The following is a 24201-nucleotide window of genomic DNA, read 5'->3' as shown; positions in this document are numbered from 1 at the left end:
CCTGCTGCCGCGGGCCGGAAACGGCTCGCGGCTTAATAGTGCGGTAAATTATCACACAACTCTTGCAACTCGTTGATTAGTCTGGCCACATGGAAACCATCACAGACAGAATGATGAACCTGAACGGCGAAAGGCAACAAGACTTTTCCATCCTGGTTAAAGTATTTTCCAAACGTGAACATGGGCGCAAAAAAGTTCTGCATGTTAGCCACGTTGATATTAAAACTGGTAAAACTGACCCACGGAATATCCGATATGAAGAATATATTTTCCCGATACTCTTCTTTAGGCCAGTAGGCAAGATTATCACCATAGCGAGAAACGTCTTCTGCATAAACGTTCTGAAAGTGATGAATATTCCCGTCGAAGTGACTCCATAATGATGAAAACGTCTCCGTCTCTTTATGGAAAAGGGTATAGCTGGGATGCACCTCATTCCATATTACAAGCTCATTATCCTTCATAGCCATACGGAACTCAGAATGGCGGTTAACGACTGTCGAAATAAGGGAAATAATCGAAGGATAAAATTTCCAGCCAACCTGTTTGATATGTTTCAGCAGCGCAGTGATATCCAGCTGAACCGTTTGGTTAATCGTGCATTGAGCAAAGCTCTGAAAGACTTCAAAATGTTCTTTCCTTGCCCAACTCGATAAGTCTACAGCCGTATATTCTGGCGTTATTTTTGTCATTTCTTTGCCTTAATTAAGCAGCGCTATATAAAATAGTAGCGTACCACAAACCCAGGAGCTGTATAGACCGTCGAGCAGAGGCTGCCTTAAATTTTCAACGTATCAATAACCGCTCTCAGCGCCGGGGACACGTTGCGGTGCGGATAATAGAGGTAAAGCCCTTCCATCCGCAGGCTGTAGCGCTGTAAGACGCGTATAAGCGTGCCACGCTCCAGATCGTCAGACACCAGCTCAACCGGGACATAGGCCAGCCCGAGTTCCAGCCGGGCCGCTTCGGCCTCCATGTAGCTGTCGGAAAAGGCCCATTGCCCCTCAGGCCGGTGCGTAACTCGTTTCCCGTCCTGAACAAGCTCCCATTGATAGTGGTTACCGTCTGCAAACTGGTAGGCAATGCAGGGATGAGCATCCAGATCGGCGGGCGTCTGCGGGAAACCATAGCGCCGAAAATGCGCCGGTGCGGCAACCACAGCCATCTCCATATCGGGCGTGATGCGCACCGCAATCATTCCTTGTCCCACCTCCGGCCCCAGCCGGACGCCCGCGTCGAATCGCTCGGCAATGATATCCACGAACCGGCTCTCATTCATCAATTCCAGACGGATATCCGGGTAACGCTGTTTGAAGATAGCGAGCTTTGGCAGCAGACATTTCTCGATGGCGTGCTGGCTGGCATTAATGCGCACCGTGCCGGACGGCGTCTGGCGGTAATGCGCCAGTCTGGTCAACCCGGTATCAAGCGCATCAAAGGCGGAGCCGGCGGTCTGGTAAAGCTGTTCCCCGGCGTGTGTCAGCGACAGCTTGCGCGTAGTACGCACCAGAAGCTGCACGCCCAGCCGCTCTTCCAGCTCGCGAACCGATCGGCTGATGCCGGATTGCGCCAGCCCGAGCCGCTGTGCGGCTGCCGTGAAGCTTCCCTCCCGCACCACCTGGATAAAGAGATACAGCTCATTATAGTTTTCCCGCTTCGCCATCATGCTTCGTCAATTCATAACAAAATGATATTAATCCTAGCAGCTTTCGGCCTCTAATCAGCATTATTTCTGCTAACTATAATGGCCTCATTACAACAACACACGGTACCTCTTATGAAAACATTCACCCAAAAACTGTCCGTTGCGCTGCTGTTATGCGCATCATTAAGTGGAGTGACAACAATGAGTTATGCAGAAACGCTAAATCCTAACGCCCCCGTTTCGATGGTGACAACCTGGGATAAAACCTTCGCCGAGAGCAATAAAGTCAACCACCGCAAAGTGACGTTCCAGAACCGGTACGGGATCACTCTGGTAGGCGATCTGTACATTCCCAGGAACAACGGCGACCATAAACTGGCGGCGATAGCTGTCAGTGGGCCGTTCGGCGCGGTTAAAGAACAATCCAGCGGTCTGTACGCCCAGACTCTGGCTGAGCAGGGGTTCGTGGCCCTGGCCTTCGACCCATCCTACACGGGGGAAAGTGGCGGCCAGCCGCGTAACGTTGCCTCCCCTGACATCAACACCGAAGACTTTAGCGCCGCTGTGGATTTCCTGGGGTTACAGAAAGAAGTCGACCGTAACCGTATCGGCATTCTTGGTATCTGCGGCTGGGGCGGTATGGCGCTGAACGCGGCATCCATGGATACCCGCGTGAAGGCGGTCGCCACCAGCGTAATGTACGATATGAGCCGCGCGATGGGTCACGGCGTGGGCAACGGGAAAGATCGCTATTCAGCGGCCGATCGTCGGGCCGTGTTGCAGTATCTGAACGCGCAGCGCTGGAAAGATGCTGAAAGCGGCACTTTCGCCCATGGCGGCCACGATATTAATGTCGATGAGAATGGCAAGGTGACGGCGGCCGAGCGCATTCTGCCGGAAGCACTGCCCACCGATCCGCATCCGGTACTGAAAGAGTTCTATGATTACTACCGTATGCCGCGCGGTTTCCATGCCCGTTCCGTAAACTCCACCGGCGCGTGGACTGCGACCATGCCGTTATCCTTTATGAATATGCCGCTGCTGAGCTATGCCGGGGAGATCACTATCCCAACGCTGATTGTGACCGGTGAAAACGCACACTCTCGTTATTTTGCGGAGGATGCGTTCAAGGCCGTCGGCAGCAAAGAGAAAGAGCTGGTGATTGTTCCCGGTGCAAACCATGTTGATCTCTACGATAACGTCGCAGGAAAAATCCCGTTCGCGCAGTTTGAGCAGTTCTTCAAAACCAGTCTGAAATAACACTCTAAGCCCCCGGAAATCACGGGGGCATCTCTTCTCATCGTCGTGAATGACACCTATGTCTACACTGAATCAAATCCCATCCCGCTACAGCGAGCATGCACACTGGGACAGTATTTTTGCCCGTAAGTCTGCTCGTGGCATCTGCAATAAGGCATTATATTAACAGGGTTATTTTATTTAATTACAAAACCTCGAATACCTCCCGTTGAAATAATAATTAAGCAATATCCTGGTCAGTCGGCGACATCGCTTTGTTAGCTTGAGAAGTCAGGCAAAGCTCAAACTGGAGGTATTCTTTGCTGATTAAATTAAAGAAAGAACGAACGCATCAGGAGGATCGTCGTCTTGCACTCTGGCTGGCGACCTCCGCGGGACTGCTGAATGCCATTGCGCTGGGCGCGTTCGGCTTTTTCCCCTCTCATATGACGGGTAATACATCGCAGTTATCCAGCGAAGTTTCCTCCACCGATCTCAGTGATATTCTTTTTTTTGGCGCCATTATTCTGTCGTTTGTCACTGGCGCCATTGTTGCGCGGATTATTGTTATCTGGGGAATTATCCATAACGTCAGGCTGATATTCAGCCAGGTTTTATTTGTTGAAGGGCTATTACTTGCCGGGGTATCCCTTTATGAAATGTATTTTCACTCCTTCGCCACGAATCAGGAGATTATTCTTTTCCTGTGCGGTTTGATGGGAATTCATAACTCCACCTCAACTCAGCTTTCCGGCGGTCGGGTGAGATCCACGCACATTACCGGCACGCTGACCGATGCCGGCATTTCGCTGGCCTCCGTTATGGTCGCCATGCTGCGCCGGGATTATTCCAAAGACACGGCCGCGCAAAAGAGCCAGCTCAAAACCCATTTAACCACCCTTTTCTCGTTTATTACCGGCGGGATTGCGGGGCTGATCCTCTTCAGAGAGTTTGGATTCCACGCGATGCTGGCACTGGGCCTGATGCTGGTGTTTATCGCCGCCTTTTCAATCGTTCGTATCTCGTGGCGCGTTCGAAAGGTACGCGCCGCGCTTAGTCGATAGGGTGATCAGCACGCCTCAAGTGACGTTGTCACTTGAGGCGTGCTTCTTTAAGACTATTCTGCCTTCCCACTGACAGCCCTTACGCCATAAGGCTTAACTCAGGTTGTCACTAATTTCATAGGGTTACTGTTTTACCCCCTTTGCTGGAACCCTTCCGTTTCGCTTGCTATAGGTGAAGTACCCCTGCCGAAACATGGCATAACAACAGGCAACCGCAACAGGTGGTTGCTATAACGCATGCGCACAGGGAGACACACCGCAATGCACCCATTACTTAAACGTTCGCTGCTTTTTGTCGGCGCGATTATCGTGGTCCTCGCTCTCCTCACCTGGGGAATTGGACTGGAGACGATTAAGGCGCGCCAGGTTGACCTGCTCTACCTCGGTCAACAGCACCTGATTCTGGTCTTTTCATCAATGTTCTTTGCCCTGCTGGTGGGCATTCCAAGCGGTATTCTGCTGAGCCGTCCGGCGGCACGGGGTATCGCCGAATACGTGATGCAAATCTTTAACGTGGGCAACACCCTGCCGCCGCTGGCCGTTCTGGCGCTGGCGATGGTGGTGATTGGCATCGGTGATAAACCGGCCATTATCGCCCTCTTTCTCGCTTCTTTGCTGCCAATTGTGCGTAACACCTATGCCGGGCTGTGCTCTGTTCCCGCGTCGTTGCTGGAAGCGGCAAACGGCATCGGCATGACCAAATGGCAGCGCCTGCATCAGGTCGAAATTCCTAACGCCTGGCCGGTGATGCTTTCCGGTATTCGCATTGCCACTGCGATTAACGTCGGTACCGCACCGCTGGCATTCCTGATTGGCGCCAGCAGCTACGGCGAGCTGATTTTCCCGGGGATCTATCTGAATGACTTCCCGACGCTGATCCTGGGCGCGGCGGCCACCGCCCTGTTCGCCCTGATTCTGGATACGCTGCTGGCGGCACTGGGTCGACTACTGAGCCCGCATCTCGCGCGATAATTATAACAAGGAGCTTCTATGAGACTGTTTTCCGGCCTGACGGCGCTGTGCGCCGCCGCGCTCTTCACCAGCCAGGCGCTCGCCGCGCCGCTGATCCTGGCAACAAAGAGCTTTACCGAGCAGCACATTCTCTCGGCCATGACCGTACAGTATCTGCAAAAGAAAGGATTTCAGGTGCAGCCGCAGACTAATATTGCGACGGTGATTTCCCGTAACTCGATGATTAACAAGCAGATTGATATGACCTGGGAGTACACCGGCACGTCGCTGATCATCTTCAACCATATCAACAAACGCATGTCGCCGCAGGAGTCATACGAGACGGTGAAACGCCTCGACGCAAAGCACGGTCTGGTGTGGCTTAAACCTGCCGATATGAACAATACCTATGCCTTTGCCATGCAGCGCAAGCGCGCCGAGGCTGAACATATCAATACCATGTCTGAGATGGTGGCAAAGATTGAGCAGATCCGTAAAACCGATCCAGATAACAACTGGCTGCTGGGCCTTGACCTGGAATTTGCCGGGCGTAGCGACGGGATGAAACCGTTGCAGGCGGCCTACAACATGGAGCTGGACCGCCCGCAGATCCGCCAGATGGATCCGGGGCTGGTCTATAACGCGGTGCGCGACGGGTTTGTCGATGCCGGGCTGATCTACACCACCGACGGGCGCGTGAAGGGCTTCGATCTTAAAGTGCTGGAAGACGATAAAGGCTTCTTCCCGAGTTACGCCGTGACGCCAGTTGTTCGAAAAGACACGCTGGAGGCTAACCCGGGGCTGGAGGAGGCGCTGAACACCCTCTCAGCCCAGCTCAACAACGACGTTATCACCGAACTGAATAAGAAGGTTGATATCGACCATCAGTCACCGCAGCAGGTCGCCCGTGATTTCCTGCGTAGCAAACAGTTGCTGTAGGAGGCGCTATGGAGACGATTCACTATATTCTCGACAACTGGGACTATCTCTTAACCCTGACGCTGCAACACCTCTGGCTGGTGGCACTCGCCGTGGGCCTGGCGATTGTTATTGGCGTGCCGCTGGGCATTTTAATTGTCCGCCATAAATGGCTGGCAACGCCGGTGCTGGGGATTGCCACCATTGTGCTCACCATCCCGTCAATTGCGCTTTTCGGCCTGATGATCCCGCTCTTTTCGCTGATCGGTCAGGGCATTGGCGCCCTGCCCGCGATTACGGCGGTGTTCCTCTATTCACTGCTGCCGATTGTGCGCAACACCCACACGGCGCTCGACAGCCTGCCACCCGGCCTGCGCGAAGCGGGACGCGGCATCGGCATGACCTTCTGGCAGCGTCTGCGCTGGGTGGAAATCCCAATGGCGCTGCCGGTGATTTTTGGCGGCATCCGCACCGCCGTGGTGATGAACATCGGCGTCATGGCGATTGCTGCCGTGATTGGCGCGGGCGGTCTGGGCCTGCTGCTGCTTAACGGTATTGGCGGGAGTGATATTCGTATGTTAATTGCGGGCGCGCTGATGATTTGTCTTTTAGCGATTGTGCTCGACTGGTTGCTGCACCGTTTGCAGGTGGTACTGACTCCGAAGGGGATTCGATAATGATAAAACTGGAAAACCTCACCAAACAATTTTCACAGAAGCACGGCCAGACGTTTAAGGCCGTCGACAACGTCAACCTGAACGTGCCTGAAGGGGAAATGTGCGTGCTGCTCGGCCCGTCCGGCTGCGGGAAAACCACTACCCTGAAGATGATTAACCGTCTCATTACGCCAAGCAGCGGGACGATCCTGATTAACGGCGAAGACACCAGCGGGATGGACACCGTGACCCTGCGCCGCAACATTGGCTACGTGATCCAGCAGATTGGCCTGTTCCCGAACATGACTATCGAAGAGAACATTACCGTCGTGCCGCGCATGCTGGGCTGGGACAAAGCGCGCTGTAAATCCCGTGCCGAGGAGCTGATGGATATGGTGGCAATGGATCCACATAAATTCCTTCACCGCTATCCGCGCGAAATGTCCGGCGGTCAGCAGCAGCGTATCGGCGTCATCCGCGCGCTGGCAGCGGATCCTCCGGTCCTGCTGATGGATGAACCATTCGGCGCGGTTGACCCGATTAACCGTGAGGTGATCCAGAACCAGTTCCTGGAGATGCAGCGCAAGCTGAAAAAGACCGTGATGCTGGTGAGCCACGATATTGACGAAGCGCTGAAGCTGGGCGACCGTATTGCCGTCTTCCGTCAGGGGCGTATTGTTCAGTGCGCCAGCCCGGACGAGCTGCTGGCGAAACCCGCCAATGAATTTGTCGGCTCGTTTGTTGGTCAGGACCGGACGTTAAAACGCCTGCTGCTGGTATCCGCGGGCGACGTCACCGACCAGCAGCCGACGATTACGGTACGCGAATCGACGCCGCTGCCAGAGGCCTTCGCCACCATGGATGACAACGATATTCGCGCCATTACCGTGGTTGATGATCTCGGCAAACCGCTGGGCTTTGTGAAGCGCCGCGAAGCGCGTAATGCCAGCGGCAGCTGCGGTGATATTCTGCATCCGTTCCGCATGACAGGTAAGGCCGAGGATAACCTGCGCGTGGTGCTTTCTCGCCTGTATGAGAGCAACACCAGCTGGATGCCGATTGTGGACGAGGACGGACGCTATAACGGCGAGATATCCCAGGATTATATTGCGGAGTATTTGAGTTCCGGGCGTACGCGCCGGGCATTGAATATTCATAGCGAGAGTTAAGCATTCAGGCCGGGTACTGCCCGGCCTTTTTCCGCACGCATACCTTTTGCTAACCTCACGTTTTCCCGCCACAATATCGTATCGTCCCCGTTAATCACGACTTCATGCAACGTCTTCACGCATACCCCGACATCCGCGCGATGTTTCGCCGTCTCCTGATTGCTACCGTCACCGGCGTGCTGGCAGCGCTGGCCGTTGCGGTGTTCCGCCACAGCATGTATCTGCTGGAGTGGTTGTTTCTCAGCAACGAAAGCGGAAGCCTGGTGAACGCCGCTGCCGCGTTATCGCCCTGGCGGCGGGCGCTCACGCCTGCGCTGGGTGGTCTGGCCGCGGGAGTGCTACTGTGGGGATGGCAGCGCATGACGGCACAACGTCCCCACGCCCCGACCGATTATATGGAGGCGCTGGAGACGGGTGATGGCCAGTTTGATTACGGCGCCAGCCTGGTGAAATCCCTCGCCTCGTTGCTGGTGGTCGCCAGCGGCAGCGCCATCGGCCGGGAAGGCGCCATGATCCTGCTTGCCGCCCTCGCTGCCTCCTTTTTTGCACAACGTTGTACGCCGAAATCCGAATGGAAACTGTGGATCGCCTGCGGTGCCGCCGCCGGGATGGCCAGCGCCTATCATGCGCCGCTGGCGGGCAGCCTGTTTATCGCAGAGATCCTGTTTGGCACACTTATGCTGGCCTCCCTCGGCCCGGTGGTGATTGCCGCTGTGGTGGCCCTGCTGACCACGCGCCTGTTAAGTCCCGGCGCGAATACGCTTTATGATGTCCATCTCAGCGAGATGCTTACGGCGGTGGATTATTTCCTGATCGTTGGCGTGGGTCTGCTGGCTGGGCTGTGCGGCCCGCTTTTGATGTGGCTAATGGCTTTCAGCCATTCTCTTTTTCTGCGTCTCAAACTCTCACCATCGTGGCAGCTGGCGCTGGGGGGTCTGATCGTCGGGCTGCTGTCGCTGCTGACGCCGAAGGTATGGGGGAATGGCTACAGCGTGGTTCAGGCGTTTTTGCAGTCGCCGCCGCTGCTGTCGGTAATTGCCGGCGTCTTTATCTGCAAGCTCCTGGCGGTGCTGGCAAGCAGCGGGTCCGGCGCACCGGGAGGCGTGTTTACGCCAACCTTGTTCGTTGGTATGGCAACGGGAATGCTGTTTGCGCAGATCTTTGCGCTGTGGTTTCCTGGCTCTGAGACGGCGATCCTGCTTGGGCTGGCGGGTATGGCGACGCTGCTCGCCGCCACAACGCATGCGCCAATCATGTCGGCCTTGATGGTATGTGAGATGACCGGGCAGTATTTTTTACTTCCCGGTTTGCTGGTTGCCTGTGTTGTGGCGTCGGTATTGTCGAGAACGCTACGCCACGACTCGATCTACGGCCAGCATACCGCCGAAAGCCGAGAGATCGATATAGTGCGCTAATTCGCGCTGCTCGGCGCGGGGCAGATAAGGCAGTTCGCCTACCAACGGGCCAGGCAGCTTTTTGCTCAGCACGTCGATGATTTCTGCGTAGTGCGCAAGGCCCGGGTTAATACGGTTCGCCACCCAACCAATCAGTGGCAGGCCGTCATTAGCGATAGCCTGCGCCGTCAGCAAGGCATGGTTGATGCACCCTTCCTGAATGCCCACGACCATAATCACCGGCAGCTGCTCCTGCACCACCCACTCGGAAAGGGGACGTAAATCGTTCATCAGGCTGCGCCAGCCACCGGTCCCTTCAACGACAACGTGATCAACCTTTTCACTCAGATTTGCCAGGCCATCAGAGAGCAGACTGTAGTTGATAAGCCCACTGTGAGCGACGCTGCTTTCCTCTTCGCTTAACGCGATAGGATTGACGGCATCATAAGGCAGTTCCAGAGACGAGACGCTTTGCAGAACCAGGGCGTCCTTATTGCGCAGCCCTTCTGGCGTCTCTTTACTGCCTTTTGCTACCGGCTTGTATCCTGCAACGCGTTTACCGCTTGCCGCCAGGGCCTGAAGTAACGCGCGGGATACGACGGTCTTCCCGACAGACGTATCCGTACCAGTAATAAAGAAACGCTTAAGCATGACTCATTCCACCTCTTGGGTATGCTTCAAAAAATATAAACCAGGTAAATAATTCAGTGGGGAAAGTCTACGGGAAGCGTGCGCTACCCGGCTTGAGATAGCGCAATTTTTCGTACATCTATGGAAAAGAGTTAGCCCTGAAGCAAACGAATCAGTAACGAGCCGTTGTACATCGCATCTTTTACCAGCGCGGCGCCAGCCATCGTACCCTGGTTGGAAAATTGCGTACTTTCCACCACGATGTTTTTACTGTACGCGGGAAGCGCCTGCTGGTTGATGCAGGCGGAAATCGCCGGGAAGAGGATATCCGCCGCCTGGCTGAGCGGGGAGCCGATCAGTATTTTTTGCGGGTTAAACAGGTTCACCATAATGGCCAGAATGCGTCCGACATTATTGCCCACGCCGGTAATGATGTCCTTCGCCAGCAGATCGCCCTGCCTTGCCGCAGTGCACAATGCCTCGACGCTCAACGGTTGACCGTGCAGCGTGGAGCTCATTGACTGGCTGAGCCGCACCTGCGCCAGCTCCAGCACGCTTTCGACGCTGGCAATCGTCTCCAGACAACCATGATTACCGCAGTAGCAGCGTTTTCCGTACGGATCGACCTGCGTATGGCCAATCTCCACCAGGCTACTGCTGCCAGCATGCAACAGACGCCCGTCGGTGATCACACCTGCGCCAACGTTGTGATCAATCACCACCTGAATCACGTCGCGCGCGCCCCGGGAAGCGCCAAATAACGCCTCCGCCATCGTCCAGGCGCTGATATCATGCTGAATGTAGACCGGCACACCGGTGTGGTTTTCCAGCACGTCGCCCAGCGGCATCTCTTTGACGTTTTCATAAAACGGCATGCGGTGCACAATGCCATTTTCGGTATCAATAATTCCCGGCAGGGTGATCGCAATCGCCGTTAAACGTTCAAGGCGCTGCTGGTGACGAATAAAGAACTGGTCGATGTGGGTCAGAATGGCATCGAGGAGTGGTTGCTCTGCATCAAGCGGGAGTTCCAGCCGGTCTTCCACCACCAGCTTGCTGCTGAGGTCGCGCAGCGCGAGGAAGATTTCCCCGCGGCTAATTCGCAGCGACAGGTAGTGCCAGGCTTCCGTTTCCACCACCAGCCCTACCGCCGGACGGCCACGGCTGCCCGGCTCCTGAATTTCTGTCTCCTGAACCAGATGGGCTTCCAGCATTTCGCGGACAATCTTGGTAATACTGGCGGGTGCCAGTTGTGCCAGGCGCGAAAGATCGATACGCGAAACCGGACCCAGCTGATCAATCAGGCGATAAACGGCGCCCGCGTTGGTCTGCTTGATCTGATCGATATGCCCTGGCTGACTATCAGCAACCACCTCGTACTCCCTTATTTTCGAGCTTCGAAATAAACTGAGGGCTATGGTGAAGCACTTCAATGGCTGACGTCAAATTTTTACTTAGCCATGTGATTTACTGCACATTTTAGCCCGCTTTTCCCTATAAATAACGCCCGTGAGAAGCGGTAATTAATTGTTCTTTGAAACGCTGTGCCGCATGGCTCTGTTCATGATGTTTAGACCACACCAGCCACATCTCCGAGACCGAATCCTGCTCGGCAATATTCACCCAGCGCATTTCCGGCAGTTGTACCCGTTTAAACGAGGCCGGAAGAATCGACACGCCAAGTCCTGCGGCAACGAGACCAATGATCGTCATGGCTTCCCCCACTTCCTGCGCGATAGTCGGGACAAGGCCATATCGCCGCATCAGACCAAGAATATCGTCATACAATCCGGTACCCACCTGTGGGTCAAAAAAGACAAAGGGTTCTTTCGCTAGTTCAGCCAGCGTGACGCTATGCTGCGCGGCGAGCGGGTGATCCCGGGGGATCATCGCCATCAGCGGTTCGCGGAGGATCACCTGCCACGCCAGGGTATCAGGCAACTGCGTGTTACGCATTAGCCCCAGGTCGAGCGATCCTTCATTAAGCGGCGATATTTGCTCCCGGGTATTTATTTCGCGCGTCTGAATATGCACATCCGGAAAGTTACTGCGAAACGAGGATAGCGTTTGTGAAACAGCGCTGATGAATGGGGCCGACGAGGTAAACCCGATGCGCAGCTCTCCCGTCTCCCCGAGATGAAGCCGTTCAGCTCTGGCGGCGGCGTCCACCACCATACTCAGGATCTGTCGGCTATCGGCGAGAAACTGTTTTCCCGCCGCCGTCAGGCTCACGCTGCGGTTGGTTCGCGCCAGCAAACGCGCCCCAACCTGCTGCTCAAGGATCTGGATCTGTTGGCTCAGCGGTGGCTGGGAGATATTCAGCCTTGCCGCAGCACGACCAAAATGGAGCTCTTCAGCGACGGCGACAAAATAGCGCAGATGGCGCAGCTCGATATTCATATTTTTAAAGTATCATTTGAGATTATTAATATATTAGACAGAATATTTACATTTTCCTACCCTAATCTTGTGGTCATACCCGTCACCAGAAACCACGGGGAAGATTAAGCAAGGATTATGTGTGAGCCGTACAACGACCGTTGATATCGCGCCGGCCAGCGACATTGATGATTTACCCGCAGTACCGCAGCCGGTTCAGTTTATAAAACGTGGTACCCCCCAGTTTATGCGCGTCACGCTGGCGCTCTTTTCAGCGGGTCTCGCCACTTTCGCCCTGCTCTACTGCGTTCAGCCGATCCTGCCGGTCCTGTCGCATGAATTTGGCGTGTCGCCAGCCAGCAGCAGTATTTCGCTCTCCATTTCAACCGGGATGCTGGCGATCGGTCTGCTGTTCACCGGGCCACTTTCAGATGCCATCGGGCGTAAGCAGGTCATGGTAACGGCGTTAATGCTGGCCTCCGTGTGTACCTTGCTGTCCACCATGATGACCAGCTGGCACGGCATTCTGGTCATGCGCGCGCTGATTGGGTTATCCCTCAGCGGCGTGGCGGCGGTCGGGATGACCTATCTCAGCGAGGAGATCCACCCAAGCTTCGTGGCCTTCTCCATGGGGCTGTACATTAGCGGGAACTCTATCGGCGGGATGAGCGGACGCCTGCTCAGCGGTGTGTTTACCGATTTCTTTAACTGGCGCATTGCGCTGGCCGTAATCGGCTGCTTCGCCCTCGCTTCGGCGCTGATGTTCTGGAAAATCCTGCCGGAATCGCGCCATTTCCGCCCGACTTCTCTGCGTCCGAAAACACTGTTTATCAACTTCCGTCTGCACTGGCGCGACAAAGGTTTGCCGCGACTATTTCTGATGGGATTCCTGCTGATGGGGTCATTTGTCACGCTGTTTAACTATATTGGCTACCGGCTGATGCTTTCACCGTGGCATCTTAGCCAGGCATTGGTGGGTTTGCTCTCTGTGGCGTATCTCACCGGGACGTGGAGTTCGCCAAAAGCGGGCGCCATGACCGCGCGCTTCGGCCGTGGTCCGGTGATGCTGGTGTCCACAGCCGTGATGCTGTTCGGGCTGCTGATGACGCTTGTCTCTTCCCTGTGGCTGATTTTTGCCGGAATGCTGCTCTTCTCTGCGGGATTCTTTGCCGCGCATTCTGTTGCTAGCAGCTGGATTGGCCCACGCGCGCGCCGCGCTAAAGGTCAGGCTTCGTCTCTGTATCTGTTCAGTTACTATCTCGGTTCCAGCATTGCCGGGACTCTCGGCGGGGTGTTCTGGCATAACTACGGCTGGAACGGCGTGGGCGGATTTATCGCGCTGATGTTGTGTGCGGCACTGCTGGTGGGCGCGAGCCTGCATAAACGACTGCATTAACATTCAGCCCTCTTCGTGTTTAAATCGAGCCGATGCTAATTTTTTGTCATCGGCTGATTCAGACACGAGGACTTCATGAAAAACAATAACTATCAACAACTCACCCGCACCTTCCAGCGTCTCTCCCGCTTCTCTCACCTCTCCTCCATCGCCAGCTGGGACATGTTTACCATGATGCCGCCCGGCGGCAGCGCCGCGCGCGGTGAAGCGCTGGCGGAGATGAGCGTCCTGCAACATCAGATCCTGACCGATAAAAAAGTGGGTGAATGGCTGGCGGCGGCGGCAGAAGAAGATCTGAACGACGTTGAGCAGGCCAACCTGCGTGAAATGACGCGCCACTACCAGCAGGCCACTTTACTGCCGGAATCGCTGGTAGAGGCCAAATCGCTGGCGGGCAGCAGGTGTGAACACGCCTGGCGTACTCAGCGTCCGGCCAACGACTGGCAGGGCTTTTCAGCCAACCTGAAAGAGGTGGTGAAGCTCAGTCGTGAAGAGGCCCGCCTGCGCGCCGAGGCTAAAGGCTGCACGCCTTACGACGCGCTGCTGGATATCTTTGAACCCGACATGACCAGCGCTCGCCTGGACGTGCTGTTCGGCGATCTGAAGTCCTGGCTGCCGGAGCTGCTGGCAAAGGTTGTGGAAAAACAGGCTCAACGATCGTTCGTTCCGCCACAGGGTCCCTTCCCGACCGCCACGCAGCGCGAGCTGGGCCTGGAAGCGATGAAAATGCTTGGCTTCGATTTTAACGGCGGTCGTCTGGACGTTAGCGCCCACCCGTTCTGCGGCGGCGTTCCGGAAGATGTGCGTATCACCACGCGTTACGATGAAGACGAGTTGCTCAGCGCGCTTTTCGGCGTGATCCACGAAACCGGACATGCCCGCTACGAGCAAAACCTTCCGCGAGCGTGGGACGGCCAGCCCGTTGCGCTGGCGCGCTCTACGGCGATCCATGAATCCCAAAGTCTGTTCTTTGAAATGCAGCTGGGCCGCAGTGAGGCTTTCCTGAAGCATTTGCTTCCGGCGGTCCATGCCCGTTTCGGCAGCCAGGCGGCATTCAGTGAAGAGAATTTTATTGCCTGGAATCAGCGCGTGAAACCGGGCTACATCCGCGTTGACGCAGATGAAGTGAGCTATCCGGCGCATGTGGTATTGCGCTATGAGATTGAGCGCGCGCTGATCAATGGCGAAATCGAAGTGGATGATATCCCCGCGTTATGGGATGAGAAAATGCAGGCCTGGCTTGGATTATCCACCAAAGATAACTACCGCAACGGCTGTATGCAGGACATACACTGGACCGACGGCGGTTTTGGCTACTTCCCGTCTTACACGCTGGGGGCAATGTATGCGGCACAGCTGTTTCATGCCGCCAAAACTGCGCTGCCCGGGTTGCAGGCATCCATTGCCGGGGGCGATTTCTCGGCGCTGTTTGACTGGCTGCGTCAGAATATCTGGCAGCACGGCAGCCGTTTCAGCACGTCGCAGCTCATCACCCAGGCCACAGGTGAAGATCTGAATATCCGCTACTTCCGCGAACACCTGACGTCCCGCTACCTGTAAACGAACGCGCCGGGGGCCACCCCGGCGTTGTACATATGGTTACAAGCCGATACCAATCACTCACGGAAACCCCGAATTTACAGGGATATAGTTATTTCAACGGCCCCGCAGTGGGGTTAAATGAAAAACCAAATTCGAGGGTATGAAAATGAAAAAAGTATTAGCTCTGGTTGTTGCCGCTGCTATGGGTCTTTCTTCCGCTGCATTCGCGGCTGAAACTACCGCCACCGCAGCGCCTGCTGCATCCACCGCTGCTCCGGCCAAAACGGTTCACCATAAAAAACATCACAAAGCGGCTAAACCAGCGGCAGCACAGAAAGCGCAGGCCGCGAAAAAGCACCACAAAAAAGCGGCAAAACCTGCGGTAGAGCAGAAAGCCCAGGCGGCTAAAAAGCATCACAAAAAAGCGGCAAAACACGAAGCGGCTAAACCTGCTGCACAGCCAGCAGCGTAAGAGTACAAGCTTAACCGTGCCCTTCGGGGCACGTTGGTAAACCGGCGCTGAACGGGATTGCGGTCAGCGCCGTTTTTTTATCCGGAGGGCGTATGCTGCGGCGCTATCGGTTTGAGTTCATTCTTATCCTGCTAATTTTATGCGCGCTCATCGCCAGCCACTTTTATCTTTCCTGAATGTAGCACGCTGATTTTACTCCCACTTTCTCGCCGTCGCGTCTATAGTATTTTCATAGGGTTCACTTTTAATAATCATAATTACCCCCACCAGAGTGTGATATGCGTAAATCTGTTGTGTTGTTACTGGGAACGTTTAGCCTTTTTGCAGGCTTTTCACATGCGGATGAGGGCGACGATGACGCCATCAGCGCCAAAGAGGTAAAGACGCTGTTTTTTGGTCATGACGATCGTACGCGTGTCACCGATCCTACCGAAGCGCCCTGGGATGCCATCGGGCAACTGGAAACCGCCAGCGGCAATCTATGTACCGCAACTCTCATAACGCCACGCCTTGCGCTGACGGCGGGTCATTGCCTGTTAATGCCGCCCGAAGGCAAACCGGATAAAGCGATCGCCCTGCGCTTTGTCTCGCAGAAAGGGATTTGGCGCTACGAAATTCACGGTATTGAGGGGCGGGTGGATCCGTCGCTCGGGAAACGCCTGAAACCGGATGGCGATGGCTGGATTGTGCCGCCCGGGGCGGCCTCCTGGGATTTCGGTCTGATCGTTTTACGTTACCCGCCGTCCGGGATCGCTCCGCTACCGCTCTTTAATGGTGACAAAGACGCGCTCACCGCCGCCCTGAAAGCCGCCGATCGAAAAGTGACGCAGTCAGGCTACCCTGTTGATCACCTCGATTCGCTGTACACCCATACGGACTGCGTGGTGACGGGCTGGGCGCAAAACAGCGTGCTTTCGCATCAGTGCGATACGCTACCGGGTGATAGCGGATCGCCCCTGATGTTAAAAACCGTTAACGGCTGGCAACTGATTGGCGTTCAGAGTTCTGCTCCGGCAGCGAAAGACCGCTGGCGCGCCGATAACCGAGCGTTGGCGGTGACCGGTTTTCGCGACCGGCTGGAAGCCCTGGCGCAGCAGTAGGTCACTCAGGCCAGTTTAATCATGATCATGCCAGCGAGCAGTAATACCAGCCCTATCCAGCCTTTATGGTTTAAACGCTGCCCGAACATAATCCAGCCTGCCGCCAAGGTGGCGGCAATACCGAAGCCGCCCCACAGCGCGTAGGCCACGGACAGATCGATGCCTTTCACCGCCTGCGACAGGGCGCTAAACGCCCCCAGAACCGCGGCAATCGATAACAGGCCGTAGGCTTTGCGACGAAAACCGTCGGAGAACTTCAGAAAGACGTTCGCAATAATTTCCAGAACGATGGCGAAAGCCAGCCAGGCCGCGTGGATCCATTCAAACTGCTGCATGGGTCTGCTCCTTCTGCTGTTTGGCTGGTTTGCGCGTACCCGATTTAATCAGCACGATACCTGCGACCAGGGTCGTCAGCCCGGCAATTTTCATTGTCGTCAGGGTTTCATCAAATATCATGACGCTGAACAGCGTAATCAATAAAATACCAACACCTTCCCACAAAGCGTATGCCACGCCCAGCGCGATTTTTTTAACCGCGAAAGAGAGGAATATATAGGAAAGCGTAATCATGACCAGCATCAAAATAAATCCGGTGCTGCCGTCACTCACGCTCGCCCATTTCATCGACAAGGTGCCAGTAATTTCAGCAACGATAGCCAGAGCTAATAAAATCCAGTAAAACATGTTTTTCTCCTGCTTGAGAATATAATCCATCGAGGCTCGCTGCGAACAGCAAACCAAAAAAGTGGGAATTAAATCAGTTAGCTAAGCGCATAGCGCCAGCTCAGGCAGAAGACGTGACTATAGCGCGGAACGCCAGTGTTGTTCACCGGAAAGCGTGCAGAGGGAGGTAGAAAACAGAGCAGAGTTGTTTGAAAAATACGTCCTGAACAAATTGTCCATAAAATTACAATTATCCGCGGTGTTGCTTCTCGTCTTTGCGGATGAAAATTGTCCTCAGTAGTTGAACACGCCTGATTTGTATCATAAGCCAGGAATTTACTCAAAGCCTTTTCATTTCTTTACCCAGTCTGTTTGATTTTGGTTAGTTTTTTTAATCTGCTTTCCCCTCTATTATAAATAAAAAACTGTTCAGGAACGTCCATGGCCAAACCCATTATCACCCTCAACGGGCTTAAGATCGTCATCATGCTGGGCATGCTGGTGATCATTCTGACCGGCGTTCGTTTTGCGGCCGATATCATCGTGCCCTTTATCCTGGCGCTTTTTATCGCGGTGATCCTCAATCCACTGGTGCAGCGAATGGTGCGGCTGCGCATCCCGCGTGTGCTGGCGATAAGCCTGCTTATCAGTATTATTATCGTTGCGATGGTGCTGTTAGTCGCCTATCTGGGAACCTCCCTGAACGAGCTGGCGCGGACGCTGCCGACATACCGCTCTTCCCTGGCGACCCCGCTGCTACAAATTGAACCCTGGCTGCAACGCGCGGGTATCGAAGTCTCGGTTGAGGAACTGCTTAAATACATCGATCCGAATGCCGCCATGACGATTGTCACCAGCCTGCTGGCACAGCTCTCCAACGCCATGACCTCGATTTTCCTGCTGTTCCTGACGGTTGTGTTTATGCTGCTGGAAGTTCCACAGCTGCCTGCAAAACTCCAGCACATCATGGTGCGTCCGGTAGAGGGAATGGGTGCTATTCAGCGCGCGCTCGACAGCGTTTCACGCTATCTGGTGCTGAAAACGGCCATCAGCCTGGTGACGGGATTAGTGGTCTGGGGGATGCTTGCCGCGCTGGATGTGCGTTTTGCCTTCGTCTGGGGGCTGCTGGCCTTTGCGCTCAACTATATTCCTAACATTGGCTCCGTGCTGGCGGCGATCCCCCCTATCCTTCAGGTGCTGGTTTTCAGCGGTTTGTATGATGCCCTGATTCTGCTGGCAGGCTATCTGGTGATTAACCTTGTCTTCGGGAACATTCTCGAACCACGGATAATGGGACGCGGGCTGGGGCTTTCAACTCTTGTTGTGTTCCTGTCCCTGATTTTCTGGGGCTGGCTGCTCGGGCCTGTCGGCATGCTGCTCTCCGTTCCGCTGACAATTATTGTCAAAATTGGCCTGGAGCAGACCGCCGGTGGACAAAGTATCGCTGTACTGCTGAGCGACATGAGCCATAAGGCCGATTAATTGTCCATCGACAGCATAGGCTTGCCCGTTCTTCCCGCTTCGCGGTAGTTGCCCACTGCCCGCTGCCATTCCGACAGCGGGTAGAGGGTAACATCGCTGCACTGGCTGGCGCGCAGTTTAGGCCAGATGCGCCGAAACTCCGCCTGCCACGCCTCAGCGCTCAGCGCGTCCAGATAGTTACGAATGTGAAACCACGCCACGCGCGGCAACGGCCGCTGCTGCCGGAAGGTCTGCCCGGAGAGTAGCCCGTAGCAGACAAAGGTACCGGTTTCGAGCATCACGCTCAGGATCGCCTCCGCCAGGCTGCCGCCCGTGGCGTCGTACACCACCTCCGCTTGCGCGGCGGCAGCGTTGACGGCGGCCGTATCATCTTGCGCAATCGGGACGATCCCCATTTCAGCCAGACGTTGAGCGTGCACGGGCGAGCGATGGATCCCGTAAACCGCCTCTGCACCCACCTGGCGTGCCCATTGCCCGAGCAGAACGGCGCAGTCAGAACCGGCAGCGGTGAGCAGCACCGTTTTCCCGACCGGAGGATAGCGGTCCAGCATCATCTGTGCGGCAAGCGGGTTGATATACGCCCGCGCGGCAAGAAGCGAGTCGACGTCGTCCGGGACGGGAACCGCATACGCCACCGGGCAGTCGACATAGCGCTGCCAGGTTCCCTGCCCCCGTAACGGCAGGACCCGCTTGCCCAGCAGCGCCGGGTAAGCGGCGGGCGTTTCGGTCACTATTCCGACCCCTTCATAACCGGCTATTGCGGGCAGCGGCGTGCGATGGCGATATGCCCCGGTGATGGGGATGAGATCGGAGGCGTTCACCGGAGAAAAAAGCATGCGCACACGTATCTCTCCCGGCTGTCGCGGTGACAATGGTGTGGTTTCCGCTTGCAGTACCGATTCAGGCTCACCAAACCGGCGATACCAGAGGGCCAGATTACGCATTGCGATCGCGCCATCCCATTTCCGGTGCGACATGTTTCAGGATGGACTCGATCACATGTGCGTTGTATTCCACGCCCAGCTGATTCGGCACGGTAAGCAACAGCGTATCCGCTTCCGCGATCGCTTCATCCTTTCTCAACTGTTCAATCAGCTTGTCTGGCTCTGCGGCATAGCTGCGTCCGAAAATGGCCCGCGTTTTCTCATCCAGATAGCCAACGCTGTCGCTCTCATTGCGGCTTGAACCGAAATACATCCGGTCGCGATCGTCCATCAGGGCAAAAATACTGCGGCTGACCGAAACGCGTGGCTGACGGGTATGCCCTGCCTCGGCCCAGGCCTGTCGGTAGGCACGGATCTGTTTTGCCTGCTGAATATGGAACGGCTCGCCGGTTTCATCATCTTTCAGCGTTGAGCTTTGCAGGTTCATCCCCAGTTTTGCCGCCCATACTGCCGTTGCATTGGAGCCAGCCCCCCACCAGATACGATCGCGTAAGCCCTCTGAATGCGGCTCCAGACGCAACAATCCCGGCGGGTTTGGGAACATCGGCTGTGGGTTAGGCTTCGCAAACCCTTCACCGCGTAATACATCAAGCAGTACCTCAGTGTGGCGGCGCGCCATATCAGATTCGTTTTCCCCGTCCTGCGGCACGTAACCAAAATAACGCCAACCATCAATCACCTGCTCCGGGGAGCCCCGGCTGATACCAAGCTGTAATCGCCCGCCGGAGATGAGATCTGCCGCGCCAGCATCTTCCGCCATATACAGCGGATTCTCGTACCGCATGTCGATCACGCCCGTACCGATTTCGATGCGTTTGGTTTTCGCGCCTATCGCAGCCAGCAAGGGGAATGGCGAACTGAGCTGGCGGGCAAAGTGGTGCACGCGGAAATAAGCCCCGTCCGCGCCCAGCTCTTCAGCGGCGACAGCCAGATCGATGGACTGTAGCAGCGTGTCAGCTGCGGTTTGCGTGCCGGACTGGGAAGACGGCGTCCAGTGACCAAACGACAAAAATCCGATCTTTTTCATAGTGGAGTATCCTGATAAAGCATTGCGTTATCCCTACTCTACGCATTAACCGATGAGAATAAATGGTGATTATTTAACGGAATGCTTCAAATAAACTGACAGAAATACGCAAATCGCACGCTGCCTTCCCGCAGAGGAGGCATTCTCCTGGCATCTCAAAATGGGATATAGTGTGAACTGTTCTCTTTTTTAACAGGTAACATCAGCAATGGCTCTGATTCCCAAAAACTACGCACGGCTGGAAAGCGGCTACCGTGAAAAAGCGCTAAAAATTTACCCGTGGGTCTGTGGACGCTGCTCGCGGGAGTTTGTGTATTCGAATCTTCGTGAACTCACGGTCCACCATATCGACCACGATCACACCAATAATCCGGAAGATGGCAGTAACTGGGAGTTGTTGTGCCTGTTTTGCCATGACCACGAACACTCAAAGTACACCGAAGCGGATCAGTATGGCACCACCGTTGTCGCAGGTGAGGATGCGCAAAAAGACGTGGGTGTCGCCACGTTTAACCCCTTTGCCGATCTCAAGGCGATGATGAACAAGAAGAAGTAATATCGGCGGCTTTACTGCCCATACCTGCCGTATGGGCAGTCAGAAAGATAAAGGTAATGTATTCCAGTCACAGATTGAACAAGGAGACGGCCTTAATATCGGCTTCAGGATTCACGCGTTTTACAGCCTCTAAAAACGCAGCAAAGTTTTGATTAAACACCGTCAGATTATTATAAAATTGCACCTGTTTTTCACGGGTTCCCTCAAGATAGCTCACAGACCAGATCCGCCTGTTATTTACCACTGTCGAGCCCGGCTTAATTTTTACGATAGCGGCCAGCTCAATTTTACGGGTGACGCTATTTATGACCTCGTATAAATACTGCTCATCATAAAAATAGGTTTTACCTGACGATCCGCCAAACCAGGAAGGATGGGTAGAGATTTTTTTCATTCCCCGGCTGTCGGCAACGATGCGCTTTGGATGCCGAATACGCCTGATGAAAAAGCGCATCAGCATAATCAGTGCCGTGAAAGACAGCACCACGAAAATAAAATTAATGCTCTCCCGCATATTTCGTTACCTGCCACGCATAACTCAAAGTGGCGAAGTATAGCGTAGCCCGGTAGCTCAGGGAACGTACGCGATGCAATCGCAGATGGAACGGGAAATGCTCTTATCTCGCCACGCAATATGATGTGCGGATCTCCTCAGGGTTAAGCGTTATTAACAATTGCTGCTAAGTTGTAAGTTTCTCCTTGCCGGACCGGACAAATCGGTTATCGTGCCAGGCAACTTTCGCAGCAATAAAAAACAGTGGGATGCGCTATGGCGATTTTTGATGGTCACAATGACCTGTTGCTTAATTTATGGCTTCATCATCGCCAGGATCCGGTAACGGCCTTCTTTTCCGGCATTGAGAACGGACACCTCGATTATCCGCGCATGCAGCAAGGCGGATTTTCCGGCGGGCTGTTCGCGCTGTTCGTGCCGCCGCAGGAGTATATCGCCCGCATGGCGCCGCACTACGCCAGCGAGCCGTGGCAACCGATCGACATTCTCTGGCAGCAGTTGACGATCCTCAAGCAGCTTGTCGCACACTCCGATGGGCGGGCGCGATTGTGCCTGAGCGCGGCAGATATCGAACGCTGCCGTCAGGATAAGGTGCTGGCGATGGTGGCGCATATTGAGGGTGCGGGCGGTTTTGACGGCGAGGGTGGCGATCTACAGGCTTTCTATGCCGCTGGCGTGCGCAGCATTGGGCCTTTCTGGAACATTGCTAACCGTTTTGGCACCGGCGTTAACGGGGCGTTTCCCGGCAGCCCGGACAGCGGCCCAGGGCTTACCGCAGAGGGTATCGCCCTCATTAAGCACGCTAACGCCCTGAACATGCTGATTGACGTTTCTCATATGAATGAAAAGGCGTTCTGGGATACTGCTCGTCATTCCTCTTCACCGCTGGTCGCCACCCATTCCAACGCCCATACGCTGTGCCCGCAACCGCGTAATCTGACCGATCGGCAACTGCTGGCTATCCGCGACAGCGGCGGCGTGGCAGGGGTCAATTTCGGCAACGCCTTTCTGCGCGCCGACGGTAAACGCGATAGCGATACCCCGCTGAGCACAATCGTTCGCCATATCGACTATCTTATTAACATCATGGGCGAAGATCATGTTGCGCTGGGCTCCGATTTTGACGGCATTACGTTACCTGATGATTTGCATGATGTGAGTGGTTTACCGCGGCTAATCAGCGCGTTGCGTGACAGCGGCTATGATCAATTTGTGCTGAATAAGCTGCTGTGGGGCAACTGGCAAAAGGTATTGCAAAATGTTTGGCAACAATAGGTTACGTTGTAAACGTTACGTTAATTCCTTACATCTTTCGGGTTGAGCTTTGCCCCACTGTGACGCATTATTTGATGACCATCACAAAACTGGCACAAACAATGGTGTTGGTGCTGCATTTTTAAAGAGGAAAAAACGATGTGGAAGAAACCTGCTTTTATTGATTTACGTCTTGGCCTGGAAGTGACGCTGTACATTTCCAACCGCTAATCGCTCAGCCCGCCATCCGTGCGGGCATTTTTGTTTTACTACCTGGCCTATCTTCATGTTTATTAAAGTCCTCGGTTCCGCCGCCGGCGGCGGTTTCCCTCAGTGGAACTGTAATTGCGCCAACTGTCAGGGTTTGCGCAACGGTACCCTTCAGGCGACCCCCCGCACCCAGTCGTCGATCATCGTCAGCGATAACGGCGAAGAGTGGATACTGTGTAACGCCTCGCCCGATATCAGCCAGCAGATTGCCCATACGCCAGAACTGAATAAGAAAGAGGTTCTGCGCGGCACGCATATTGGCGGCATTATTCTCACCGATAGCCAGATTGACCACACCACCGGGCTGCTCAGCCTGCGCGAAGGGTGCCCGCATCAGGTATGGTGTACGCCGGAGGTGCATGAAGATCTTTCCAGCGGATTCCCGATTTTTACCATGCTCCGGCACTGGAACGGCGGCCTGATTCATCATCCGATCGCACCGCTCACCGCCTTTAGCGTGGAAGCCTGCCCTGATTTGCAGTTTACCGCTGTCCCCATCGCCAGTAACGCACCGCCCTATTCGCCGTGGCGCGACCGCCCGCTGCCGGGGCATAACGTGGCGCTGTTTATCGAAAACCGCCGCAACGGTCAGACGCTGTTCTACGCGCCGGGTCTCGGTGAACCCGATGACGACATCCTGCCGTGGCTTAAAAAAGCGGACTGTCTGCTGATTGACGGCACCGTCTGGCAGGACGATGAACTGCAGGCCGCTGGCGTCGGGCGCAATACCGGCCGCGATATGGGCCATCTGGCGCTCGGCGATGAACACGGCATGATGGCGCTGCTGGCCTCGCTGCCGGCAAAGCGCAAGATTCTGATTCACATTAATAACACTAACCCGATCCTTAACGAGCAGTCGCCGCAGCGTCACGCCCTCACGCAGCAGGGAATTGAAGTGAGCTGGGACGGGATGACCATCACGCTTCAGGACTAACT

General features: G+C 55.1%; 27 protein-coding genes and 1 pseudogene. 17 read left to right on the top strand and 11 right to left on the bottom strand.

Going from position 1 to position 24201, the window contains the following annotated elements; translation table 11 throughout:
• Window positions 1-32: 32 nt before the first annotated feature.
• Entirely contained in the window at window positions 33-692 is a 660-nt protein-coding gene (catA, locus tag BFV65_RS09425) for a type A chloramphenicol O-acetyltransferase (RefSeq protein ID WP_023300000.1), read from the bottom strand.
• Between the two features lie 86 nt (window positions 693-778).
• Entirely contained in the window at window positions 779-1663 is an 885-nt protein-coding gene (locus tag BFV65_RS09420) for a LysR family transcriptional regulator (RefSeq protein WP_038417031.1), read from the bottom strand.
• 114 nt (window positions 1664-1777) lie between these two features.
• On the opposite strand from BFV65_RS09420, the gene BFV65_RS09415 reads away from it, so the two are divergent.
• From BFV65_RS09415 to clcB, 7 genes are all read left to right on the top strand, one after another.
• Complete coding sequence (locus BFV65_RS09415) at window positions 1778-2905, top strand: alpha/beta hydrolase (RefSeq protein ID WP_071892828.1); 1128 nt, start codon at window positions 1778-1780, stop codon at window positions 2903-2905.
• A gap of 299 nt (window positions 2906-3204) precedes the next feature.
• On the top strand, window positions 3205-3948 hold the full coding sequence (locus BFV65_RS09410) for a YoaK family protein (RefSeq protein ID WP_045621656.1): 744 nt from the start codon (window positions 3205-3207) through the stop codon (window positions 3946-3948).
• Window positions 3949-4209: 261 nt separating this feature from the next.
• Window positions 4210-4920, top strand: coding sequence for an osmoprotectant ABC transporter permease OsmY (gene osmY / locus BFV65_RS09405; protein ID WP_022647971.1), 711 nt, complete (start codon window positions 4210-4212; stop codon window positions 4918-4920).
• Window positions 4921-4938: 18 nt separating this feature from the next.
• Window positions 4939-5838: an osmoprotectant ABC transporter substrate-binding protein OsmX gene (gene osmX, locus BFV65_RS09400; RefSeq protein WP_069596508.1), complete on the top strand. Its 900-nt coding sequence runs from the start codon at window positions 4939-4941 to the stop codon at window positions 5836-5838.
• Window positions 5839-5846: 8 nt separating this feature from the next.
• Window positions 5847-6494, top strand: coding sequence for an osmoprotectant ABC transporter permease OsmW (gene osmW / locus BFV65_RS09395; protein WP_022647970.1), 648 nt, complete (start codon window positions 5847-5849; stop codon window positions 6492-6494).
• Window positions 6494-7642, top strand: coding sequence for an osmoprotectant ABC transporter ATP-binding protein OsmV (osmV, locus tag BFV65_RS09390; protein ID WP_022647969.1), 1149 nt, complete (start codon window positions 6494-6496; stop codon window positions 7640-7642). Before osmW ends, osmV begins: the two co-directional genes overlap by 1 nt.
• Window positions 7643-7746: 104 nt before the next feature.
• On the top strand, window positions 7747-9057 hold the full coding sequence (gene clcB, locus BFV65_RS09385; RefSeq protein WP_069596507.1) for a voltage-gated ClC-type chloride channel ClcB: 1311 nt from the start codon (window positions 7747-7749) through the stop codon (window positions 9055-9057).
• Here clcB and bioD read toward each other — a convergent pair.
• The 3 genes from bioD to BFV65_RS09370 all read right to left on the bottom strand — a co-directional run bounded on the left by bioD (window position 8992) and on the right by BFV65_RS09370 (window position 12066).
• On the bottom strand, window positions 8992-9687 hold the full coding sequence (gene bioD, locus BFV65_RS09380; protein WP_015570628.1) for a dethiobiotin synthase: 696 nt from the start codon (window positions 9685-9687) through the stop codon (window positions 8992-8994). The genes clcB and bioD overlap by 66 nt on opposite strands.
• A gap of 131 nt (window positions 9688-9818) precedes the next feature.
• Entirely contained in the window at window positions 9819-11039 is a 1221-nt protein-coding gene (gene mlc, locus BFV65_RS09375) for a sugar metabolism global transcriptional regulator Mlc (RefSeq protein WP_022647966.1), read from the bottom strand.
• Window positions 11040-11160: 121 nt separating this feature from the next.
• Window positions 11161-12066, bottom strand: coding sequence for a multidrug efflux transcriptional activator YnfL/SxtR(Kp) (locus BFV65_RS09370; RefSeq protein ID WP_069596506.1), 906 nt, complete (start codon window positions 12064-12066; stop codon window positions 11161-11163).
• 121 nt (window positions 12067-12187) lie between these two features.
• On the opposite strand from BFV65_RS09370, the gene BFV65_RS09365 reads away from it, so the two are divergent.
• The 5 genes from BFV65_RS09365 to BFV65_RS09350 all read left to right on the top strand — a co-directional run bounded on the left by BFV65_RS09365 (window position 12188) and on the right by BFV65_RS09350 (window position 16555).
• A complete protein-coding gene (locus BFV65_RS09365; protein ID WP_022647964.1) occupies window positions 12188-13441 on the top strand; it encodes a multidrug efflux MFS transporter YnfM/SxtP(Kp) in 1254 nt (417 codons plus the stop codon).
• A 75-nt stretch (window positions 13442-13516) separates the two neighbouring features.
• Window positions 13517-15001, top strand: a complete 1485-nt coding sequence (locus BFV65_RS09360; RefSeq protein ID WP_058678027.1) for a carboxypeptidase M32 — start codon at window positions 13517-13519, stop codon at window positions 14999-15001.
• 148 nt (window positions 15002-15149) lie between these two features.
• Window positions 15150-15455, top strand: coding sequence for an acid resistance repetitive basic protein Asr (gene asr, locus BFV65_RS09355; protein ID WP_022647962.1), 306 nt, complete (start codon window positions 15150-15152; stop codon window positions 15453-15455).
• 92 nt (window positions 15456-15547) lie between these two features.
• Entirely contained in the window at window positions 15548-15631 is an 84-nt protein-coding gene (ydgU, locus tag BFV65_RS23555) for a small membrane protein YdgU (RefSeq protein WP_057979992.1), read from the top strand.
• A 102-nt stretch (window positions 15632-15733) separates the two neighbouring features.
• Window positions 15734-16555, top strand: coding sequence for a trypsin-like serine peptidase (locus BFV65_RS09350; protein ID WP_058678026.1), 822 nt, complete (start codon window positions 15734-15736; stop codon window positions 16553-16555).
• 5 nt (window positions 16556-16560) lie between these two features.
• Here the strand turns inward: BFV65_RS09350 and mdtI are convergent, their stop codons facing one another.
• From mdtI to BFV65_RS23550, 3 genes and pseudogenes are all read right to left on the bottom strand, one after another.
• Entirely contained in the window at window positions 16561-16890 is a 330-nt protein-coding gene (gene mdtI / locus BFV65_RS09345) for a multidrug/spermidine efflux SMR transporter subunit MdtI (RefSeq protein WP_022647960.1), read from the bottom strand.
• Window positions 16877-17239 carry a multidrug/spermidine efflux SMR transporter subunit MdtJ gene (gene mdtJ / locus BFV65_RS09340; protein ID WP_032624865.1) on the bottom strand — a complete coding sequence of 121 codons (363 nt, stop codon included), beginning with the start codon at window positions 17237-17239 and terminating at the stop codon, window positions 16877-16879. The genes mdtI and mdtJ overlap by 14 nt, the downstream gene beginning before the upstream one ends.
• 117 nt (window positions 17240-17356) lie before the next feature.
• Window positions 17357-17527, bottom strand: a pseudogene (locus BFV65_RS23550) (protein YdgV).
• A gap of 132 nt (window positions 17528-17659) precedes the next feature.
• Here BFV65_RS23550 and BFV65_RS09335 point away from each other — a divergent pair.
• Window positions 17660-18700: an AI-2E family transporter gene (locus tag BFV65_RS09335; RefSeq protein WP_003857467.1), complete on the top strand. Its 1041-nt coding sequence runs from the start codon at window positions 17660-17662 to the stop codon at window positions 18698-18700.
• On the opposite strand, the gene BFV65_RS09330 is transcribed toward BFV65_RS09335, so the two are convergent.
• Together BFV65_RS09330 and BFV65_RS09325 are read right to left on the bottom strand one after the other, a co-directional pair.
• Window positions 18697-19644, bottom strand: a complete 948-nt coding sequence (locus BFV65_RS09330; protein WP_069596505.1) for a zinc-dependent alcohol dehydrogenase family protein — start codon at window positions 19642-19644, stop codon at window positions 18697-18699. The genes BFV65_RS09335 and BFV65_RS09330 overlap by 4 nt on opposite strands.
• Window positions 19637-20671: an LLM class flavin-dependent oxidoreductase gene (locus tag BFV65_RS09325; protein ID WP_023299989.1), complete on the bottom strand. Its 1035-nt coding sequence runs from the start codon at window positions 20669-20671 to the stop codon at window positions 19637-19639. Before BFV65_RS09325 ends, BFV65_RS09330 begins: the two co-directional genes overlap by 8 nt.
• A 208-nt stretch (window positions 20672-20879) precedes the next feature.
• Here BFV65_RS09325 and yajD point away from each other — a divergent pair, with 208 nt between their 5' ends.
• Window positions 20880-21227 (top strand): HNH nuclease YajD, encoded by a 348-nt coding sequence (gene yajD / locus BFV65_RS09320; protein ID WP_006808895.1) that lies wholly within the window; start codon window positions 20880-20882, stop codon window positions 21225-21227.
• A gap of 67 nt (window positions 21228-21294) precedes the next feature.
• On the opposite strand, the gene BFV65_RS09315 is transcribed toward yajD, so the two are convergent.
• The gene (locus BFV65_RS09315; protein WP_032624342.1) at window positions 21295-21741 is read right to left on the bottom strand and encodes a hypothetical protein; all 447 of its coding nucleotides are present in this window, start codon (window positions 21739-21741) and stop codon (window positions 21295-21297) included.
• Between the two features lie 255 nt (window positions 21742-21996).
• On the opposite strand from BFV65_RS09315, the gene BFV65_RS09310 reads away from it, so the two are divergent.
• From BFV65_RS09310 to pqqB, 3 genes are all read left to right on the top strand, one after another.
• Window positions 21997-23016, top strand: coding sequence for a dipeptidase (locus BFV65_RS09310; RefSeq protein WP_038415974.1), 1020 nt, complete (start codon window positions 21997-21999; stop codon window positions 23014-23016).
• Between the two features lie 138 nt (window positions 23017-23154).
• Window positions 23155-23226, top strand: a complete 72-nt coding sequence (gene pqqA / locus BFV65_RS22395; RefSeq protein WP_002905689.1) for a pyrroloquinoline quinone precursor peptide PqqA — start codon at window positions 23155-23157, stop codon at window positions 23224-23226.
• Between the two features lie 55 nt (window positions 23227-23281).
• Window positions 23282-24199, top strand: coding sequence for a pyrroloquinoline quinone biosynthesis protein PqqB (gene pqqB / locus BFV65_RS09305; protein WP_023306096.1), 918 nt, complete (start codon window positions 23282-23284; stop codon window positions 24197-24199).
• The last annotated feature ends 2 nt before the right edge of the window (window positions 24200-24201 follow it).

It is taken from the genome of Enterobacter hormaechei subsp. hoffmannii (assembly GCF_001729745.1).
Lineage (GTDB): Bacteria > Pseudomonadota > Gammaproteobacteria > Enterobacterales > Enterobacteriaceae > Enterobacter > Enterobacter intestinihominis.
The sequence above is the reverse complement of the archived record's forward strand: the minus strand, read 5'-3'. Positions and strand labels throughout refer to the sequence as shown.

Coding starts and splice junctions, on each gene's coding strand:
- catA (WP_023300000.1), bottom strand. CDS start 692: ATGACAAAAATAACGCCAGAATATACGGCTGTAGACTTATCGAGTTGG.
- osmW (WP_022647970.1), top strand. CDS start 5,847: ATGGAGACGATTCACTATATTCTCGACAACTGGGACTATCTCTTAACC.
- BFV65_RS09325 (WP_023299989.1), bottom strand. CDS start 20,671: ATGAAAAAGATCGGATTTTTGTCGTTTGGTCACTGGACGCCGTCTTCC.
- BFV65_RS09415 (WP_071892828.1), top strand. CDS start 1,778: ATGAAAACATTCACCCAAAAACTGTCCGTTGCGCTGCTGTTATGCGCA.
- bioD (WP_015570628.1), bottom strand. CDS start 9,687: ATGCTTAAGCGTTTCTTTATTACTGGTACGGATACGTCTGTCGGGAAG.
- BFV65_RS09350 (WP_058678026.1), top strand. CDS start 15,734: ATGCGTAAATCTGTTGTGTTGTTACTGGGAACGTTTAGCCTTTTTGCA.
- clcB (WP_069596507.1), top strand. CDS start 7,747: ATGCAACGTCTTCACGCATACCCCGACATCCGCGCGATGTTTCGCCGT.
- yajD (WP_006808895.1), top strand. CDS start 20,880: ATGGCTCTGATTCCCAAAAACTACGCACGGCTGGAAAGCGGCTACCGT.
- osmV (WP_022647969.1), top strand. CDS start 6,494: ATGATAAAACTGGAAAACCTCACCAAACAATTTTCACAGAAGCACGGC.
- mdtJ (WP_032624865.1), bottom strand. CDS start 17,239: ATGTTTTACTGGATTTTATTAGCTCTGGCTATCGTTGCTGAAATTACT.
- asr (WP_022647962.1), top strand. CDS start 15,150: ATGAAAAAAGTATTAGCTCTGGTTGTTGCCGCTGCTATGGGTCTTTCT.
- osmX (WP_069596508.1), top strand. CDS start 4,939: ATGAGACTGTTTTCCGGCCTGACGGCGCTGTGCGCCGCCGCGCTCTTC.
- ydgU (WP_057979992.1), top strand. CDS start 15,548: ATGCTGCGGCGCTATCGGTTTGAGTTCATTCTTATCCTGCTAATTTTA.
- BFV65_RS09315 (WP_032624342.1), bottom strand. CDS start 21,741: ATGCGGGAGAGCATTAATTTTATTTTCGTGGTGCTGTCTTTCACGGCA.
- BFV65_RS09420 (WP_038417031.1), bottom strand. CDS start 1,663: ATGGCGAAGCGGGAAAACTATAATGAGCTGTATCTCTTTATCCAGGTG.
- pqqB (WP_023306096.1), top strand. CDS start 23,282: ATGTTTATTAAAGTCCTCGGTTCCGCCGCCGGCGGCGGTTTCCCTCAG.
- BFV65_RS09360 (WP_058678027.1), top strand. CDS start 13,517: ATGAAAAACAATAACTATCAACAACTCACCCGCACCTTCCAGCGTCTC.
- mdtI (WP_022647960.1), bottom strand. CDS start 16,890: ATGCAGCAGTTTGAATGGATCCACGCGGCCTGGCTGGCTTTCGCCATC.
- BFV65_RS09335 (WP_003857467.1), top strand. CDS start 17,660: ATGGCCAAACCCATTATCACCCTCAACGGGCTTAAGATCGTCATCATG.
- BFV65_RS09310 (WP_038415974.1), top strand. CDS start 21,997: ATGGCGATTTTTGATGGTCACAATGACCTGTTGCTTAATTTATGGCTT.
- BFV65_RS09370 (WP_069596506.1), bottom strand. CDS start 12,066: ATGAATATCGAGCTGCGCCATCTGCGCTATTTTGTCGCCGTCGCTGAA.
- BFV65_RS09330 (WP_069596505.1), bottom strand. CDS start 19,644: ATGCGTAATCTGGCCCTCTGGTATCGCCGGTTTGGTGAGCCTGAATCG.
- osmY (WP_022647971.1), top strand. CDS start 4,210: ATGCACCCATTACTTAAACGTTCGCTGCTTTTTGTCGGCGCGATTATC.